The sequence below is a fragment of the Collinsella sp. SGI.241 genome, from assembly GCF_050312955.1.
In the GTDB taxonomy this organism is placed as follows: domain Bacteria; phylum Actinomycetota; class Coriobacteriia; order Coriobacteriales; family Coriobacteriaceae; genus Collinsella.
Map to the genome: position 1 here is coordinate 47,885 of NZ_JBNPKM010000007.1, position 18,286 is coordinate 66,170.

General features: G+C 62.0%; 18 protein-coding genes. 3 read left to right on the forward strand and 15 right to left on the reverse strand.

Annotation, left to right across the window (positions count from 1 at the left end):
• Positions 1-13 precede the first annotated feature (13 nt).
• From ACQQ92_RS04725 to cpaB, 12 genes are all read right to left on the reverse strand, one after another.
• Complete coding sequence (locus tag ACQQ92_RS04725; RefSeq protein WP_427795914.1) at positions 14-373, reverse strand: DUF192 domain-containing protein; 360 nt, start codon at positions 371-373, stop codon at positions 14-16.
• The gene (locus ACQQ92_RS04730; protein ID WP_427795915.1) at positions 370-846 is read right to left on the reverse strand and encodes a hypothetical protein; all 477 of its coding nucleotides are present in this window, start codon (positions 844-846) and stop codon (positions 370-372) included. Before ACQQ92_RS04730 ends, ACQQ92_RS04725 begins: the two co-directional genes overlap by 4 nt.
• Positions 846-2,906 (reverse strand): hypothetical protein, encoded by a 2,061-nt coding sequence (locus ACQQ92_RS04735; RefSeq protein ID WP_427795916.1) that lies wholly within the window; start codon positions 2,904-2,906, stop codon positions 846-848. Before ACQQ92_RS04735 ends, ACQQ92_RS04730 begins: the two co-directional genes overlap by 1 nt.
• Before the next feature lie 76 nt (positions 2,907-2,982).
• Positions 2,983-3,519: a TadE/TadG family type IV pilus assembly protein gene (locus ACQQ92_RS04740; protein WP_427795917.1), complete on the reverse strand. Its 537-nt coding sequence runs from the start codon at positions 3,517-3,519 to the stop codon at positions 2,983-2,985.
• A complete protein-coding gene (locus tag ACQQ92_RS04745) occupies positions 3,455-3,673 on the reverse strand; it encodes a hypothetical protein (protein ID WP_427795918.1) in 219 nt (72 codons plus the stop codon). Before ACQQ92_RS04745 ends, ACQQ92_RS04740 begins: the two co-directional genes overlap by 65 nt.
• Before the next feature lies 1 nt (position 3,674).
• On the reverse strand, positions 3,675-3,905 hold the full coding sequence (locus tag ACQQ92_RS04750) for a hypothetical protein (RefSeq protein WP_154517646.1): 231 nt from the start codon (positions 3,903-3,905) through the stop codon (positions 3,675-3,677).
• Between the two features lie 293 nt (positions 3,906-4,198).
• Positions 4,199-4,432, reverse strand: coding sequence for a hypothetical protein (locus tag ACQQ92_RS04755; RefSeq protein ID WP_427719148.1), 234 nt, complete (start codon positions 4,430-4,432; stop codon positions 4,199-4,201).
• Between the two features lie 10 nt (positions 4,433-4,442).
• On the reverse strand, positions 4,443-5,084 hold the full coding sequence (locus ACQQ92_RS04760) for a type II secretion system F family protein (protein ID WP_427795223.1): 642 nt from the start codon (positions 5,082-5,084) through the stop codon (positions 4,443-4,445).
• On the reverse strand, positions 5,081-6,007 hold the full coding sequence (locus tag ACQQ92_RS04765; RefSeq protein ID WP_427795919.1) for a type II secretion system F family protein: 927 nt from the start codon (positions 6,005-6,007) through the stop codon (positions 5,081-5,083). The genes ACQQ92_RS04760 and ACQQ92_RS04765 overlap by 4 nt, the downstream gene beginning before the upstream one ends.
• The gene (locus tag ACQQ92_RS04770; protein WP_427795920.1) at positions 5,980-7,308 is read right to left on the reverse strand and encodes a CpaF family protein; all 1,329 of its coding nucleotides are present in this window, start codon (positions 7,306-7,308) and stop codon (positions 5,980-5,982) included. Before ACQQ92_RS04770 ends, ACQQ92_RS04765 begins: the two co-directional genes overlap by 28 nt.
• A complete protein-coding gene (locus tag ACQQ92_RS04775) occupies positions 7,305-8,942 on the reverse strand; it encodes an AAA family ATPase (protein WP_427795921.1) in 1,638 nt (545 codons plus the stop codon). Before ACQQ92_RS04775 ends, ACQQ92_RS04770 begins: the two co-directional genes overlap by 4 nt.
• Positions 8,942-9,601: a Flp pilus assembly protein CpaB gene (gene cpaB, locus ACQQ92_RS04780; RefSeq protein WP_427795922.1), complete on the reverse strand. Its 660-nt coding sequence runs from the start codon at positions 9,599-9,601 to the stop codon at positions 8,942-8,944. The genes ACQQ92_RS04775 and cpaB overlap by 1 nt, the downstream gene beginning before the upstream one ends.
• Between cpaB and ACQQ92_RS04785 the strand changes: the two genes are divergently transcribed.
• Positions 9,594-9,791 (forward strand): hypothetical protein, encoded by a 198-nt coding sequence (locus ACQQ92_RS04785; protein ID WP_427795923.1) that lies wholly within the window; start codon positions 9,594-9,596, stop codon positions 9,789-9,791. The genes cpaB and ACQQ92_RS04785 overlap by 8 nt on opposite strands.
• Before the next feature lie 67 nt (positions 9,792-9,858).
• Here ACQQ92_RS04785 and rsgA read toward each other — a convergent pair whose 3' ends face one another.
• Together rsgA and ACQQ92_RS04795 are read right to left on the reverse strand one after the other, a co-directional pair.
• Positions 9,859-10,812 (reverse strand): ribosome small subunit-dependent GTPase A, encoded by a 954-nt coding sequence (gene rsgA, locus ACQQ92_RS04790; protein ID WP_427795936.1) that lies wholly within the window; start codon positions 10,810-10,812, stop codon positions 9,859-9,861.
• A 486-nt stretch (positions 10,813-11,298) separates the two neighbouring features.
• The gene (locus tag ACQQ92_RS04795; protein ID WP_427795219.1) at positions 11,299-13,980 is read right to left on the reverse strand and encodes a cation-translocating P-type ATPase; all 2,682 of its coding nucleotides are present in this window, start codon (positions 13,978-13,980) and stop codon (positions 11,299-11,301) included.
• Between the two features lie 441 nt (positions 13,981-14,421).
• On the opposite strand from ACQQ92_RS04795, the gene pyk reads away from it, so the two are divergent.
• Both pyk and ACQQ92_RS04805 read left to right on the forward strand, forming a co-directional pair.
• Positions 14,422-15,882: a pyruvate kinase gene (gene pyk / locus ACQQ92_RS04800; protein WP_427793920.1), complete on the forward strand. Its 1,461-nt coding sequence runs from the start codon at positions 14,422-14,424 to the stop codon at positions 15,880-15,882.
• Positions 15,883-16,303: 421 nt separating this feature from the next.
• On the forward strand, positions 16,304-17,377 hold the full coding sequence (locus ACQQ92_RS04805) for a hypothetical protein (protein WP_427795924.1): 1,074 nt from the start codon (positions 16,304-16,306) through the stop codon (positions 17,375-17,377).
• Here the strand turns inward: ACQQ92_RS04805 and ACQQ92_RS04810 are convergent.
• Entirely contained in the window at positions 17,374-18,222 is an 849-nt protein-coding gene (locus tag ACQQ92_RS04810; RefSeq protein ID WP_427795925.1) for a hypothetical protein, read from the reverse strand. The genes ACQQ92_RS04805 and ACQQ92_RS04810 overlap by 4 nt on opposite strands.
• Between the last annotated feature and the right edge of the window lie 64 nt (positions 18,223-18,286).

An 18,286-nucleotide genomic window follows, 5' to 3' on the forward strand; every position in this document is an offset into this window, starting at 1 on the left:
TCGCCCAGGGCCTTCAAGCCTGCACTCGTTGCAAGACAGTGGGCGATACAAGGATTGAAGGGCGTTCCAGCACCGCCCAAGCACCGGGACAGGAGCACATGCGCCAGGGGCGGACATTTTCGTAGCGTGCAAGGATATTGCCGCTGCAATCAATAAAGGCAATGTCGATGGGATAAGCCATAAAACAGGTGTGAACCGAAGAGCAGCACGGAAACGCCATGACGAGCGGCAGTCCGTCAGCCGTAATCGGCACGCGGCCCAGCATGCCGCGCAAGCGTGCGCCAAACGATTCTGCCACCATAAACTCTGCCGGCGACCAACCGAGCCTATTGAGCGCACGCGCGTAGGCGATATAAGACAAGACGGCGCTCACATGACCACCCCCGGTCGCCACGGATCGACCGTAACCGCGCGCTCGTGCGACAGCTTCGCCGGCGTCCCCAGAGAAACGCCGGCAATGCTGAGCAATCTAGGCCACGGCTCATAGTACATGACGCAGGCATAGGTCCTAAACGTCCCGGACAGAGAGAGCAAGCCGCCGTCAGACGACGCCGAGCTCTGCTCGCTCGAGACCTCGACCTGCAGATTATAGCCCTGCATAGCCGCCTGAATCTCGGACTGGACACGCATCGAGGCATCGACAGAGCTCTCATCGCCCTCCCCTTCCGGCGCCACAGCGTGCGCCAGCACGATATCGGGCACCACGCGATCGAAGCGCGCAACGGCGCCAGCAAAGACCATGACGCTGTACACAATGAGCGCAAGCGCCAGCAAAACGGGAGCGACCACGGCCATCTCGACCGTCGCCTGGGCGCGCTCCTCGTACAAGACTGCACCAACGCCCATTACGATCCACCGCCCAAGGCGCCCGCCAGCGTAGCGACATCGACGGTAAGCGGGATGGAACCACCGCCGGGCAACGGAATCTCCGCAAGTGTGAACACCGTACCGCTAATGGTGCGTTCGACTTGATATTCCAACGCCTCGCAGAGCGCCTTGGGATCCGTCACGCCCAACGGAATACTTCGCAGTTTGTCTTGCGCTTGAGAGAGACCGGCAATGTCAGACCCCGGACTCTTAATGACGTTAGCGGAATCGGTCAGCACCGGCTTTCGCAGGCGCAAGTCGCACGGTTCCAAACCCAGCGCCGCCACGGACGCCGAAACGGTATCGCCGAGCCACGATGCAATGGAGCCCAACGCGCCGCTGCCCCCTCCTAGGTCTTTAATCATCTCGTCCATAAGTTCGTCGGCCGAACCTTGGATGTCTCCGTATCCCACAAGCAGGCGTCCCCAAACATCCATGACGCCATCGAGTACGCCGGCAACGCCGCCCGAGCGCTCTTCCAGTGTCGAGAAAAACCGCGAGAGCACGTTGTTTTGCGCCGTCGCGTTGTCGGGAGCCAAGACCGCGGCAGAGATTGCACCGCGACTGCCGAGCGTAACCGGCTTATTGAATGAAGAGTTGAGCTTACCGGGACTGGTCATATCGCCCGAGACCGCAAAGGAGACCACGCCGCTTCGGCCGGGCGGGGCGATACGCGGCCGCTCGCCCGAAAGCGCCTTGATGGCCTGGTCAAACGCATTGCCCGCACGGTCGGCCTCATCCTCGGTCTGACGCTCAAGTTCGAGTTCTTTGTTGCGGCAGTCGACGTAGTCTTCCAGGGCATCTTTGAACTTGTCAAAGTGGTATTCGAAGCCGTTTTCGATAGAAGTCGAAGGCGCTGCAACGGCACCGAGCGACGAAACGCCAAAATGGCATCTGTTGCATCTGTCCTGCCCGTCATAATCGGCAACCGAGGCTAACCCGCCTGGCGACCCCTTCTTATAGTTGGGGCAACTCGTTCCGTAATGCAGATACGTCTTGTCATCGATGGTACTAATTGGCCACGCCGCATCGGTATAGAGTTCCGTCGCTCGCACCTCTTCAGAGTTGCGCGGCAACAGCGGGATATGGGAAGTGACTTCATCTCCGTCCTCGGTTACATATGCACGATTGACCTCTGTACTCGCATAGGTGTAAAACGCCTTGCGCGCCGCCGACTCCGCCTTCGTCTCGACGCTTGAGCCCTGAGGTGCCTCGTTTGCAAGGCGCGAGCGGTAATAGGCCTTCGCGCGATCGAGCGCCACTTGCGGCTCCCATGTGACACTCGAGGCATAGTGCGGATTCTCAATATCCGAAAGCTTCGCCAAGCTCCTCGCGCGTTCCCACATGCACGAACAGCTTCCGACTGCGCCTCTGTCCGATCCGCCGCAGTCGGCAAGCCAGGCGCGTTCCTTGGCCTTTGACGTTTTCTCGGACGCTTTCTTCAGTTCCTTGGCAGCATAGTCAAGGTCTTTTGAGGTGCTCTCGATGGCATCGGTCGAGATTTCTGACCCCTCGAGCGCAACAAAGTCCGACTCCGATGTCCTGGGCACGGCGAGCGCTGTGCCGGTATAGGTCACGTTATCGGTATCCTGCGCCGAAACAGCCTGCGTAGCTCGCGCGGCAACCAGATATGGCAGAGCCGTTTCGACTTTTTTCAAACCCTCCGACGCACTTTTGGCAAACCTATTGCGCGTTTTAATAATCTCAATCCCGGTATCGACCATATCGCTTGCGGCTATTTTCCCACCCGGCACCAGCATGGCAACCAAGCCGGTGCCGATTGTGGCAAACCCCGCCAGGCCCAAGCTCAAAATGCTCGCATCCACCACCGTGGCCGCTGTATGGTAGGACGATATCACGTTGGCACCCGCCAGAGCACCGCTATCGGCCGCCACCTGGGTATCCCCGGCACGCGACACACTCCATATCGCCGCCGTCGACGAAAACAGCAGCGTAAGCACCACAAGTATGACGACCGCCGAAGAAAGCGTAGTGTAGGCACCGTCCTCGATAAACAAGTCGATACCGGAGCGGCCCATGAAGCCGCCCCGCTTGCGGCGGGCATTCGACCGGCAACGGCACACGAGCCCTCGCATCATTCGCAGCAGGCGACGCCTAATCCCACGCGGCAATCCACGAATCATAGTCTCCCTCCAGCCATCCGGGACGCGATCGGTACGAAACGTCGACTTTCAACTCAACATCTCCTCCTCCCCCCACATTGCCCATGGCCTGCGCGAACGCGCCGATCACGGGCAGCGGCTTTACATCACCCGCGATAGATACAGACGAAACGCCCCCTGCGCCCGCCCGGCCAAGCTCGATATCCCACGACAACGGTCCGCCGGCGTGAAAGATCGAGACATCGGGCACCGCGGCGAGACGGCGGCGGGCAAACTCCTTGAGGTCGTCGTCCTCCGCCGTCGTCGTGGTCATGAGCCGCGCGGTCTCGGCGGCGGCAGACTCCATGACCGCGCGCGTATAGAGCAGGCACACCGGCTGCAGCGCAAGCAGGATGAGCGTCAGAAACGTCGGCAGCAAAAAAGCGGCCTCGACCGTAGACTGCGCCCGGTCCTCGCGCGCGATATCAATAGAGCGCGATGTCTTTGGCGCCTGCGGCGGCGTCGATAACCGATGTCGAGGCAACGCCATGGGATGCCGCCCGCTCAACCAGCGCCGCCAAGCGCCCATCGGTGCCAGCACGCCAAAGCCCCGCGATCGCCAGCACGATCGATAACATCGCCACCGTGACGATGGCGTATTCCACAGTCGCTTGGGCAACCTCTTCACGCAGAACGCCATGCATTTCACGATCCCTCCTTTGACCCCGATGCTTGCGGAACCAAGCGCACCGCGCGTAAGCGGCACGAGGCGTCGCCGGCATCCGCGGCAACCGTCACCATGTCGACCCAGCCGCGCCCATCGCGCACGATGGCGCCCCATACGTTGCCCTTGATGTCGAGGTAACCGCTTAGAGCGAGCTGGGCTGTGGGCACCTCGCGATAGACACGCAACAGGTCCGCGGCAGCCTCGGTCATCGGTCGCTCCTCGGCCCATGTCAGCCGGGCTGCGACTGCGTTGTCCGCAGATGGACCCGCCGCAGCATCCGCCCGTTCGTCGAGGGCGCGCAGAAAAGTTTGTGCCGTGACGGCGGCATCCCTGTCGGCCGTGTCCCGCGCTTTGTCATCGGGAGGCGCCACCGCACCCGAGCTCCCATCCGCGACGGCCCCAGAACGCTGCTGTCGCACGGCATTCAGCCCCCAGAGCGTCGCCGCTATCGCCACAATCAGGCAAGCGAGCACCAGCAGCACGCCAACAGAATGCCCGCCTTCTACAGGCTGTTGATGCCGTCTTTGATCGCGTTCCATAGCTTTTCGACGTTGCCCTTAAATGCAACGATGGCAATGATCGCGATTACCACGAGCACGCCGACCAGGATGGCGTACTCGGTGGTACCCTGCGCGCTTTCCTCCTGCACCAGCGCCTTGGCACGTTGACAGGAACGCATTGCACGGTAAAGCGTCCGACTCCAAACCCTACCCATAACGTCAGCCATTTTGTTCATGTATTCCTCCCTACATCATCCCGCCTGCTCCCAGCAGCGGGCCCAATATGGATAACAGCAGTGCCGGCAAGATGAGCGTGCCGGTGGGAACCAGCAGCTTGACGGGCGCTCGTTCAATCTCGCGCTCGACCGCGGCACGATGGGCGGCGCGGATCTCGCGACTTTGGGCAGCAAGGGTCTCGGCAAGCGGGGCACCCAGGGCGAGCGCTTGACCCACCGTAATGGCAAAGGTCTCGAGCGCCCGCACGTCCAGGTCCTGCGCGGCCGCCAACAACTCGTCCTCGCGCGCTCCCACGCCCACCTGCCACGCCATGCATGCCCGTTCAAGCCGAACAGTCAGCGCCGATCGACGATTGGCGCAAAAGATCTCGAGCGCCGCATCGAACGAAAGGCCGGCGGAAAGCCCCAGGCGCACCACATCAATCATCTCGGACACCTCACCGAGCGAAACCTGCGCTGAGTTGTCCACGCCAAATGCGCCCCTCACCCGCGCAATAGCGGCATCGATCACCGAATGGGCCGCAGCAACGACCAGCACCGCCTCGCCCCTGAAAATCTCCATGGTCTTGCGCACATCCGAGCGCTCCAGGCCCGTCGCGACAAATACGCCGAAGGCGCACAGGCAAGCCGCGGCGGCAACCAGGGCGCTCACAGCTCCACCCGCATAATGCGCCGGATAACCATTAGGGCGACGCCGTTAAGGGCAAGCCCCAGAACCACGGCGCCGGCGCCTACCGGCGTTGCGAGACCGTAGCGAAAATCTGCCGAAAGCAGGGCCAGCACCGCGCACATACCCGCCGGCATCGCCGCGACCATATGCGCCGACATGCGCGCCTGCGACGTTTTGACATCCAGGCGGCGCTTGAGCTCGATACGCTCCCCCACCATGCTCGACGCCTCGGACAGCAGATCGGCAAGCGGGGCACCGGTCCGCTGCGACACCTTGAGCGCCAACGTGACAAGCGAAAGCCCGGGGGCGTCGATGCGGACAAGCAGGTCGTCGAGCGCATCGGCAGCCGAAATGCCACAGTCGATCGCCGCCGCCACCCGCAGAAACTCGGTATGCACCGGCTCTTGCGCGTGAGCGCCCACAAACCGCATGCCCTGGGCCAGCGAATGTCCCGAGGCAAGCGACATGGAAAGTGCCGTAAAGGCCTCGGGCATAGCTTCCTCCACATCGCGCTGCTCGCGTCGGTGGTCAAAGATGTCGCGTGCGACACCCGCGGCAAAGGGCGCAACCGCCCCCAAAACAAAGCCGATGGGCGATAGCGACACCACGGCAAGCGCAAGGCAGCAGACGCCACTCGATAGCAACAGGAACGCTAAGCGTGAAGCATCATCCTCAACGACAAGACCGATGCGGCGCACGGGAACCAACGATACCCAGGAGCGGGCGATCTTTTTTAGAAGATCATTTTTCACCAGCTCGCGTGGCAGCTTCTCGGCCACCGATTCAAACATATGGCGCACCAGCTCCGCCGGCGGCACCTGCGGCACATGAGGCTCCACTCCGCATACCGTCGCGACCGAAAACCCGGCAAGGCCCCCTACGACGAGGGGCACAACGACCTCCATTCGTCCACCTCCTCCTGCGTAAGCGTTCCCGAGCGCAAGCCCTCTGCGATAAACGGCGGCTCGCGGTTGAGGGTCCAGGTGCGCTCGGCGGCATCGAAGGTCACGTAGCGCTCGAGTTCCACGCCACCCGACGCGCCGCGTCGCACCCCCGAATAGGAGGACACAAAACGCCGGCCGTCCGCATGGCGCTCGGACATCACGATGCCGTCGAGCGCCATAGCGATTTGTTCCTCGATAAGCTCGCTCGGCAGATCGATGCCATAGCGCGCAAGCAGCGTCAAACGCACCACGGTCTCTTGCTCGGTGCCCGCATGAAGCGTGGTGAGCGACCCATCGTGCCCGGTGTTCATGGCCTGCAGCATGTCGCAACATTCCGCACCGCGTACCTCACCCACCACAATACGGTCGGGACGCATACGCAGGGCGTTGGTCACCAGGTCGCGGATTGTCACCGCACCCTCACCCTCAATTGAAGCCTCGCGCGCCTCCAGGCGAACCACATGCGGGTGATGCGCGAACTTGAGCTCGGCGGAATCCTCGATCGTCACGATGCGCTCGCCGGTAGATATCTCGCACGATAGCGCGTTGAGCAGCGTAGTCTTGCCCGACCCCGTACCGCCCGCAACCGCCAAATCTTGGCGCAGCGACACCGCACACGAAAGCAGTTGCGCATACCAAAGCGGCAGCGACCCCAGGCCCACAAGCTCGTCCAACGAACAGATGCGATCCGAGAACTTGCGGATAGTGAGGATCGGCCCATCGATCGCCACGGGCGGAATCACCGCGTTGACGCGATAACCTGTCTTGAGGCGGGCGTTGACGATGGGACTGCGCTCGTCGATACGCCTGCCCAGCGGCGAGATGATGCGGTCGATGAGCACGCGGATCTGCTCGTCATCCTCAAACGCATGCTCGATGGGGTATAAGACCCCGCCGCGCTCAAAGAAAGCCGAGCGGCAACCGTTGACCATAATCTCGGTGACGGTGTCGTCCTCGATGAGCGGCTGCAGCGGGCCCAAGCCCACCACGTCATCCAAGATCTCGTTGATGATGGTCTCACGCTCGGGCGTCGCCAGGTCGGTCGGTTCTTCCACGTTGAGTGCCGCCTCCACCGCAGGACGCAATTCCGAGCGGGCAAGAACCGGATCGATGTAGGCACTGATGCGTGCCACCTCGTCGTAGCCCACGCGGTCCATCACGGCCCGCTTGGTGCGGCGCTTGACCGCACGGCGCCATCCCACATCGACAGGTGCCGTCGCCGCTGCCGCACCGGCTGCTTTGATTCTCGTTTGCAGGCTCATCGGCAATCACCCTCACGCGACCAGGGAAGGCGGATGCGCGGGCGTTCGGTGCGCGTTGCACGGTCGGCGACCATATCGCTCCAAGGCCCTACGGCGCACCCCAGTTCCACGAGCATCTCACGCGTGGCCTCGCGCACGCTGGTCGCAAAAGCGCTGGTCTGCCCCACTGCCTCGTCAGCGCGCCCAAACGCCATGAGCGCGGCGAGATCCTGCCCGCCATCGGCGATACGAATCTTGGAGCTCAACGCACAGGCAATCTCAAAGCGCATGGCGACATCCTCGTCCGCCCCACGCGCGCCAAATCGGTTGAATACGGCGCTCATGCGCGTGCGCGGCACGCCCACACGGCTCGCCAGCTCAATGACGCGCGCTGCAGACGTCGCGGAAGAAACTGCCGCATCACCCACGACAAGGCAACGGTCGCACGCCGCCACCGCAGCCGCCACGGCATCGCCCCAAAAGACCGAGGTATCGATAAGGACCACGTCGGACTCACGACGCAAGATGTCGAGCAGCAGCTCTACCGGACGCGCCATGAGCTCGGCGCGCTCGGGCGCTGCGACAGGCCCCCAAAGCGTAACGCCTGGGGCAACGCGCATCGATGCAGCGACCACGTCTTGCTCCGCAAGTGCGCCCGCGACCGACGGCTCGATAAGTGTCGCCATGTCATGCGGGGCATCGGCGCCCAGCAAGTCATAGAGATTTCCAAACATTAGGTCCAAATCGAGTACGGCAGCTCGCAGACCCAGCAACGAAGCGGCATGCGCCATCGTGGCGACAATCGTCGATTTGCCACATCCGCCCGATCCCGAGACGGCGCAGATGACCGGAGCTCGATGCGACGTCGACGCAGTGTCTGCCAGCGGTGCAGGGGCTGACGACGTGGGCGGCAACGTCCCCGTCTCGCCAGCCGCACCCAAGTGCTGCGTCCACGCCGGCACGGCAGGCTGCTCAAACGGTAGGGGCGGAACTGGGGATTCCGCTGTCACGTCGACGTGCGGACCATCACCCGCGACAAGGCCCTCGACCTCATCGAGTCCATCGGCCAGGCTCACGCCGTGCACGTATCCCATATCTACGGCCAGGAGGTCTTCACCATACGGCACCGACGCTCCGGCGTCATCACATGCAAGGGGGCCCGGGGGGCGCCGAACATGCTCGGCTTCCGCTTTCCCATAGTCATCAACACGCGGGCCTCTTGTAGCGCGAGGCGCCCCGGGTTCCCTATCAACAAAAACATCGGGCTCAGGCGACACGCCCCAATCGGAATCAACCGCTCCCTCGCCCACATGTCCGCTGCCGCATATGCTGTGCGCAGCGATGACCTCGGTCGCCCCCGCGCGAAACAGCCCCTCGATATCCGACGGATCGAGCGCCTCTATCAACACGACGACGCGGCTCACGCGTCCTTCGGCAGTCAGGCGCGCGACGGTCTCTCGCACATCTTTAGTATCAAACAGGGATGCCGCGATAATGGCAGCGCCACGGCGCGAAGGAAACGCCCGAGCCATAGACACCAACCCGTCTAGGTCGCCCACGCGAAGCACCTGCGCGCCCGCATCGCGGCCCTCGACTTCCTGCTGCAGCAGTCCGTAATCGCCACACGCGCAGCACGCAAGCCAGATCGCCTTCATCACTCGTCGCCTCCGCTCTTTTTGCCGCGTGCCGTGGCGGGAATCGTCAAGCTGACCGTTCCCTTGCCCGAGGCTCCCAGCAATTCCTTGACGTCTTTGGGGTCGGCCGCCAGCGTCACCCACTCGACCTTGCCTTCGCGCGTGGCACCGGCCTCGTCGCTGGTATCGATCACATACGCGCCGCACAGCCGATCGGTCACGCCGTCTTTTTGCACGTACACATCCACGTAGCTGCCCACGCCTGCGGCTCCGCCCACCGAATGCTCGGCATCGACCGCCACCGAAACGGCAACCTTGCCCTTGGGCACCTCGAGCGTATGGCTCTCGGCTTTGGTGTAGACATCGCAGACCACGGCATTTTTGGGAATACGCGAGGTCGTCACGTCGCCACGCACCTGGCGCAGCTCGGTCGCCGCATCGCGCGGCAGCAGGCTCGCGAGCCACTCTTGGGTTATGACATTGGTCTCGTCGAGGGTCTCACCCACATCGATATCACGTGCGGCAACGCAAACTTCGACGCGATCGCCGCCGTATTTGGCCAAGGTTTCGGCCTGGGCCTGCTCAGCCCGCGAACGAACCGATGACCCGTAAACCATGCAAAGTGCCGCGGCGAGCACGCCCGCTGCCAGACTGATGGCGATGCGCTTGCTCTTGTTCACGGCAGCTCCTCTCAAGACAGCACTGGGCGGATGGGATGCCCGTACCACTATTGTCCGAGCGGCCAAGCAACAAAACAGCGCGATCACCATCTTGGTTTTAAGTGTCAAACCAATTACCAGCCAAGAGCTGACCAACCCGTCAAGCCCGCGGCAAGGTTTTGGTCAGCGTCTCGGCAAAACGCTCATTTAAGGGTGCATCGGCAGCAAAAAAGCCGCCTCCCGCACAGTTGGAAGACGGCTGTCATAGATAAATTCAATTACAGATGGACATCGGGATCGAGCATTTGGGCACTCACGCGCATGGATGACGCCAAGTTTTGGAACGTTTCCAGGCGCAGGCCATCGATCTGCCCGGCATCGGCGGCCTCGCGAACGGCGCAGCCCGGTTCGTGGGTATGCGTGCAGTCGCCAAACCGACACGCACGCGACGCCTCGACGATCTCGGGGAAGGCACGCGCCAGGCCCCGCTCGTGACCAACGAGTGGCAAACTGCGCAGGCCCGGAGCGTCGGCAATGACGCCGGCGTCGCCCGGCAGCGCCACCATCACGCGCGCGACCGTGGTATGGCGGCCTTGGTCGTCGCGCTCGCGCACACCACCGGTAGCCAGCGCATCGTGGCCCAGCAGCGCATTGAGCAGCGTCGACTTTCCGGCCCCCGACTCACCCAGGATCATGGCGCACGTTCCCGCCGGAACACAGGCGCGCACCTCATCCAAACCACGGCCTTCGGCAGAGGACGTCACGATAACGCGCACGTCCGGGCCCACCAGACGGCGCACGCGATCCAGATCGCGCTCGAGTTCCGCGGCCTCGCAGCGGTCGGCCTTGGTAAGCACCACCACCGGCTCGGCATCGCAGTCGAGCGCCAACACCAGCGAGCGCGCCACGCGGTCGAGCAGCACCTCGCCGGCGCCAAGTGCCTGCACGATCAGCACGCTATCCACGTTGGAACAAAGCACCTGACGCTCGCCGCGGGCGCGGCCACGCCAACGCTCAAAACTCGTGCGTCGCGGCAGGACGCATTCGATTACGCCCATGTCGTGCCCGGGCGCACGACGCACCGCCACGCGGTCGCCCACAGCCGGCAGCAGCACCTCGTCCTCGCCGCGCGACTTGGCAAACCCCACGGCATGCTCGGCACGAAAGGTATCGTCGGCCGTCGCCACCAGCGGAAACCCGCGATCTAAGCGCACCACGGCACCCAGCTGCATCTGCTCGGGCTCCTCGGCTTGGGCGCAAAAATCGTCAAATGCTGCCTGCTGAGCCGCGGCGACCGGCAGATCGCCAAACGCCGGAACATCCTGCAGCGCATCGAGTCCCGGCACGCTCGCCAGCAGCTCCTCGGCAGACGCGGGGGCTTCGGTCGCAAGCTTCCGACGACGATCACGCTTGGCCCGCGCCCCCGTCGTCTTTTTCTTCGCCTTAGCCCTAGCCTTGCCCACAAGCGCCTCCCAGCACCACAAATCACAACTGAGCAGGTATTTTAAATCAAAAAGAGCTGGCCGGGCAAAGCCCGACCAGCTCACATACTTTCCCTCAGCCCTTTATCATCCGCGCGGGAGAAAAGCCAGCAAGGATACCGCAGGGCCCGCCCCGGAAGCCCTTTCTCCCGAACGATCCCGCAGCGCGAAGCGCGAGGACCATCGAAGAAGAAACCCCGCAGGCGGTCGGGCCGGTGGGAAGGATGGCCTTTCGACCTACTCCTTCTCCACCGCGCGCATGATCGCCTTGTAGATCTCCATCAGCGGAATGATCAGGAAGGCAAGGCCCAGCGCGGCGATAACGCCCTTGAGCTCAAGCGTCACGGGGCCAAAGAACATCTCGGCAAGCGTCGGCTGCACGGTTACGATCACCGTCAGCACCAGCGCCAGCGCGGCAGAGGCCCACAGCCACTTGTTCTGCTTCTTCATCTTAAACAGCGACGTGCGGCGGCTGCGCATGTTAAAGCAGTGGAAGATCTCGACCATGTTGAGCGTGATGAAGGCCATCATCACGCCTTCCTCGTCGGCGACGCCGGCGATCATATCGGAGATGTGGATGTAGCCCATGTCAAAGTACACGCCCACAAAGAAGCTCGCCAGCACCAGCGCGGCAATGATCAAGCCCTGGACCACGCAGTCCAGGCCCATATTGCCGGCAAAGACGCCGTCCTTAGCGTTGCGCGGCTTGCGCTTCATGATGTCGCCCTCGGCATCCTCCATGCCCAGCGCGAGCGCGGGGAAGCAGTCGGTGACCAGGTTCACCCACAGCAGCTGCACCGGCTGGAAGATGGTAAAGCCGATGAGCGTGGCGATAAATACCGAGAACACCTCGGCAAGGTTGGCCGAAAGCAGGAACTGGATGACCTTGCGGATGTTGTCGTAGATGCGGCGACCCTCTTCGCAGGCACCGATGATGGTGGCGAAGTTGTCGTCGGCAAGCACCATGTCGGCGACGTTCTTGGTAACGTCGGTACCGGTGATGCCCATGCCGACGCCGATGTCGGCGCGCTTGATGGACGGGGCGTCGTTGACGCCGTCGCCCGTCATGGCCACGATCTGGTCGCGCGACTTCCAAGCCTCGACGATACGGGTCTTGTGCTCGGGCTGGACGCGGGCGTACACGCCGTAGTCCTCGATGTGCGCGTCGAGTTCCTCGTCGCTCATGCGATCGAGGTCGGCACCGGTGATGGCATGGCTGCGATCGGCGACGATGCCCAGCTGCTTGGCAATGGCCACGGCGGTGTCGATGTGGTCGCCCGTGATCATGACGGTGCGGATACCGGCATCGTGGGCCTCGCGGATGGCGTCGGCGACCTCGGGGCGGACCGGGTCAATCATGCCGGACAGGCCGCAGAAGACCAGGTCGTGCTCGAGCGCGGCGGGGCTGCAGTCGCTTGGGACCTCGGTGTAGGTGCGGCTTGCCAGCGCCAGCACGCGCAGGGCCTCGTCGGCCATGGCCTTGTTGGCGGCCACGAGCTCGGCACGACGCTCCTCGGTCAGGGGGACGACCTTATCGCCCTCGTAGATGTGGGTGCACAGGCCGATCACCACGTCGGGCGCGCCCTTGGTGTATTGCTCGTACTCGCCGTCCAGGGTCTCAACGACCACGGACATCATCTTGCGGCCCGAGTCAAACGGGGCCTCGCCCACGCGCGGGTGCTCGGCAGTCAGACCAGTGAGGCCCGCCTTTCCGGCATCGTTGACGAGCGCGCACTCGGTCGGCTCGCCCACGGCCTCACCCAGTTCCTCGTCCCACTGGGCATCGGAGCACAGCGCCATGCCTGCCAGGAACTTCTCCTTAGGCGCAGCGAGCTCGTGCTTGACGACGGTCATCTTGTTTTGGGTAAGGGTACCGGTCTTGTCGGAGCAGATGGTCTGCGTGCAGCCGAGAGTCTCGACGGCAGAGAGCTTGCGGATAATTGCCTGGCGCTTGGCCATCTTGGTCACGCCAAGCGACAGCACGATGGTCACGACGGCGACCAGGCCCTCGGGGATGGCAGCGACGGCGAGCGAGACGGCGACCATAAAGGTGTCGAGCAGGGCAGTCGGGTCGGTAAGGACGTTGCCCACGCCGTGGCGGACGATGTCGACGCCAAAGATCACGACGCAGATGACGATCACCATAATGGTGAGGATACGGCTGAGCTCGGCGAGCTTCACCTGCAGCGGCGTGAGCTCTTCCTTGGCCTCGGCCAGGGCACCGGCGATCTTGCCCATCTCGGTATCCATACCGGTGCCGACCACGACGGCGCGGCCACGGCCGTACACAACGGTGGAGCCCATGTAGCACATGTTCTTGCGGTCGCCGAGCGGCACGTCATCGGTGCCCGCGGCAAGCTCGATCACGTTGGCGTGCTTCTCGACCGGCACCGACTCGCCGGTGAGCGCGGCCTCTTCGATCTTCATCGTGGCGCTCTCGAGCACGCGGCAGTCGGCCGGGACGGAGTCGCCCGCCTCGAGCATGATCACGTCGCCGGGTACGAGCTCGGCGCTCGGCAGGTGCACGAGTTTGCCGTCGCGTAGAACCTTGGACTGCGCCGCGCTCATCTCCTGAAGGGCCTCGAGGGCCTCCTCGCTCTTGGCTTCCTGGACCACGCCCAGCACCGAGTTGACGATAACGACGAACATGATGATGGCGACATCGGCAAAGTCCGCCTCGCCCTTAACCATGCCCGTGAGCGCACTGATAACGGCGGCAACGATCAACATGATGACCATGGGGTCGGCCATCTGCTCAAAGAAACGCTTCCACAGCGGCGTCTTCTCGGCTTCCTCAAGCTTGTTAGGGCCTGTCTTGGCGAGGCGCGACGACGCCTCGTCGTTGCTCAGGCCGAGGTTCTCATCGACACCTTGGTCGCTGAGCACCTCCGCCGCGGCGGACAGGTATTCCTTTTGCATATAGAGTCCCCTCCTGGGATTCGGGCCACTCAGCAGATTGATGCCCGATCATAATTCCCAGGAGAAGGGCAAGGGCTCATCAAGGCTGCCGTGCTGAGCGGCAGTTGATAGTGGAGCTATGGTACCCCAAAGCGACGCGTCTAGCCAAAACAATCCATTTGGAAATATGGTCCGTATGCAACGATGCGGACCGTGTGATGCTCAATACTGATAAAACGTTTTTCTTAGGCGCGTCGCCAAACTAAAATATCGCCCAGATAGCAGCGGTTAGAGCGGTTGGTAAAGTTTTTTCATATACCGTTTTTCCCGTAAAAAAAGAACTTCTAATTCGGCATACGGTCGATTTTTTGGGGTATTCGGTCGGTATTTCGTTATAATCAACTCAGTTTTATTTCTTATGGTTTATCTATCAGCGCAAGACGATGTCAGATGGAGGTCTGAATGTACAAGCGCACTAAGATTGTATGCACCATGGGTCCCGCCTGCGATAGCGACGAGACCATCCGCGAGATGATCAAGGCGGGCATGAACGTCGCCCGTTTTAACTTCTCGCACGGCTCCTACGACGAGCACCACGGTCGCATCGAGCGCGTCCGTCGTATTTCCAAGGAGCTCGGTATGCCCGTCGGCATCCTGCTCGACACCAAGGGCCCCGAGGTCCGCACCGGTCTTCTGGTCGACGGCAAGAAGGTTGCCGTCAAGACCGGCGACAAGATCGTCGTCACCGCTCAGCCCACGTCCGAGGATTTCCACGGCACCGCTGAGCACATCTCCCTCGACTACCTGGCTCTGCCCTCCGAGGTCGAGAAGGGCTCCCTCATCCTGATCGATGACGGCCTGGTTGCTCTCGAGGTCGAGTCCGTCGACGGCCAGGACATGACCTGCGTCGTCAAGAACGACGGCCTGATCGGCGAGCGCAAGGGCGTCAACATGCCCAACGTCAACATCTCGCTGCCCGCCATCACCGAGCGCGATCGTCAGGACATCCTCTTTGGCCTGACCGAGAACATCGACTACATCGCCGCTTCCTTCATCCGTGACGGCGAGTCTGTCCGCGGCATCCGCGAGCTTTGCCGCGAGAACGGCGGCGAGCACGTGACGATCTTCCCGAAGATCGAGTGCGCCCTGGGCGTCGAGAACTTCGATGAGATCCTCGAGGCTTCCGACGGCATCATGGTCGCCCGTGGCGACCTGGGCATCGAGATCAAGCCCGAGCTCGTTCCGCACATCCAGAAGGAGATCATCGCCAAGTGCAACGCGGCCTACAAGCCCGTTATCACCGCTACGCAGATGCTCGACTCCATGCAGCAGAACCCGCGCCCGACGCGCGCCGAGGTTGCCGACGTTGCTAACGCCATTTACGACGGTACCGACGCCGTCATGCTGTCCGGCGAGTCCGCTGCCGGTAAGTACCCGGTCGAGGCCGTCAAGATGCAGGCCAGCATCGCTCTCGAGACCGAGAAGTACCTCCCGGCTCACGCTCCGCTCGAGGTTCCGACCGATGCTCACGGCACCCGCGTCGTCAACAACGTTGTGGGTATGTCCGCTGTGAACATGGCCACCACCGTTGGCGCCAAGTGCATCACCGTGCCGACGACCACCGGCCGTACCGCTCGCCTGATCTCGCACTTCCGTCCCAACATGCCGATCTGCGCGTTCTCCCGCCACGAGTGGGCCGTCCAGCAGATGATCATGTACTGGGGCGTTATCCCGCACAAGGCCGAGATTACCCAGGGCACCGTCAACGGCACGATCGTCAAGGCGATCGAGACCGCTAAGGAGCTCGGCTACGTCGAGACCGGCGATTTGACCGTCGCTACCGCCGGCGATCCCCGTATGAGCGTCCAGCTTGAGGACAAGGTCTCCTCGACCAACGTCGCCTACGTCGCTCAGGTGCGCTAAATCGCACTTGCAAGCACATTTGCATTAAAAAGGGCCCGGAAGGCTTTGCCTTCCGGGCCCTTTTTCTGTGCGCCGATGCCTACCGCACGGCATGACACGCACCCATTTCTTTACCAAAAGCGCGAAATCCGCCCTCCGAGGCCCAAAAAATAAAGCCCCAAGCGCTAAAAGTGTTCGCCCGGTGGCAAACCCGCACCTCACACAGGGCTGATAAATCGTTTTAGCAAGGTCTAAATCTACCACGTTTTCGGAAGTGCGGGGAAAAATTGCCTACCCCCGAGCACAAGCCCTTTTATTTCAACAAAACCCCTGATAAAGTTGGCTTAAATACCGCTTGTGGTTGACCTGTTTGTCTTTTTCCCCGCACTTCCGAAACCGATGGCTTTTCTAGCCCAAACTACGCTCAAACGATCGGATCGCTATGTCATTTCTTGCCTGCGGACCCACGGCTTTTCAGTACTATCGCATACCGCCCCAGATACTGGGACTCTATCCGGCAATCCTGCCGCCCGACCATGACCATCGCTTGGTGCATTACTCAAAACAACCAGTATTTAAAGACTTGCTCGGCACACCAGTCTGGAGATTCGTGGGCGAAAGAAAACAGCGCGCGAACGGAAAGCTATTTCATAGCCGTCTGCTAACCCAGGAACCGCCTCCTGGGTCGTTTAGGCAGACTGAGCATGGATTTGATGTCACGTCGCCCGAGTTTACGCTGCTCAACCTTGCTACGCAGGTCTCACGCAACCAGTTACTCATGGCTTGCTACGAGATGTGCGGCTCCTTTGCAGTGTTCACGCCTTGTAAACGGGCGCAGCAGCAGCTCGATGAAGCAATTTCGCTTAAGCTCATTCCGCCCGACTGTGGTTGGAAACGTGTTGTCGACACCAAGGGCAATGACACCAACTTGTGGAAGCGCACGCCGCTTCTTTCCGCAGCGGATATCGCCGCGTTCGCCAAGCAGGCCGCAGGCCTGCGCGGCGTTAAACAACTGCGCTGGGCGGCCGAGCACATGACGGGACAGACCGCCTCGCCCTTCGAAGTACAGACCTCCATGCTTGTCTCGCTCCCCCGCAACGAGGGCGGCATGGGCATCAATATCGCAAACAACGTGCGCATCCCACTCAGCGACGCCGCGCGCTCACTGTATGACAAAACCTGCTGCTACGCCGATATCCTCATAGAGAGCAGCACCGACAGCATGGGCGTCATTCTGGAATGCCAAGGCCGCTCCGCCCATGACAGCGAAGCCGCGAGCCTCTCCGATGCCGAGCGCACCACCGCCCTCACAAGCATGGGCTATGACGCTATCCAGATAACCTATGATCAAATCAAGGACACGAAGAGCTTTAACAGCATCGCCGAGCTAATTCATAAAAAGGCGGGGCTCCCTTACGTTCCAAAATCTAAGCTGGAACTCACTGCCGCAGAAACCCTTCGGCGGGAGCTATTGGTCAATTGGGATGAACTGTTCACCGCGAAGTCAGCCGGTTAGCAGCTAGCGATCAGAGGGACTGCGGGGACGTCAGAAGCGGCAACGCGGGCGGCAAAACCCGCCTCGGTTAGCTCGACGACCTCGGTAAACGTTGCGTCAAAGAACTCTTCGGTCAGCAGACGGTACGGCGGATGATCCGGATCGCCGGGGTTTTCGCGCACAATCTCGTGCATAACGCCAATGGTCTTGAGCACATACTCTTGTGGAATCGAATACTGACCAAACTGGGCCGCCGCGGTATAGAGGCGATCGGTCACACGCGGGATAGAAACGATGCCGAGCGTCTTGCCAAACCAGTCAAAGTCTCCCTGCTTCTTAATGCGGAACTCCTCGCACGGCTTGCCGCCGCGCGCCTCGAGATATTGGTTCACTCGCGTGTTCCACACGGTATCGGCCACCAGATGCGACCAAACGCCCAGCGTCAAATCGAGCAGCGACTGCGCCACGTCATCGGGCGCAAGCGAAAACTCGGCGGCGCCGGGGCCGTCAACCGGCTCGGCGTCTTTGTAGCGCTGCGGATAGTGCACCCGATTGAGCCTTTCACGCTCTTCGACAATCGAGGTCGCTGCAGTCGGCGCACCCGCCGGCGCACCTTTAAGCAACGGCGCCACATAGGTGTCCCAAAACTCATGCTCGCGTGGCTTAGGAATGGGCTCGGGCTTGGCAAAGTGCGTGATGCGATACGGGATGGGGTCGGCAATACCGGGAACCATGTACCCCACAAAAATGTCCGGAACCACGCTGCCAAACAAAAAGGCATTGCGGTCGCGCACGTTATCGGCAAGCGCGCCGGCACGCGCCAGAAGTCGTTCCGTCTGAGCGATATGAATATTCCAACTTGGCATAGCTACCCCCGTAAAAACCCGGATAACTATACCATTCGCAGCAAGTCACGCGCGCGGCCGCAAC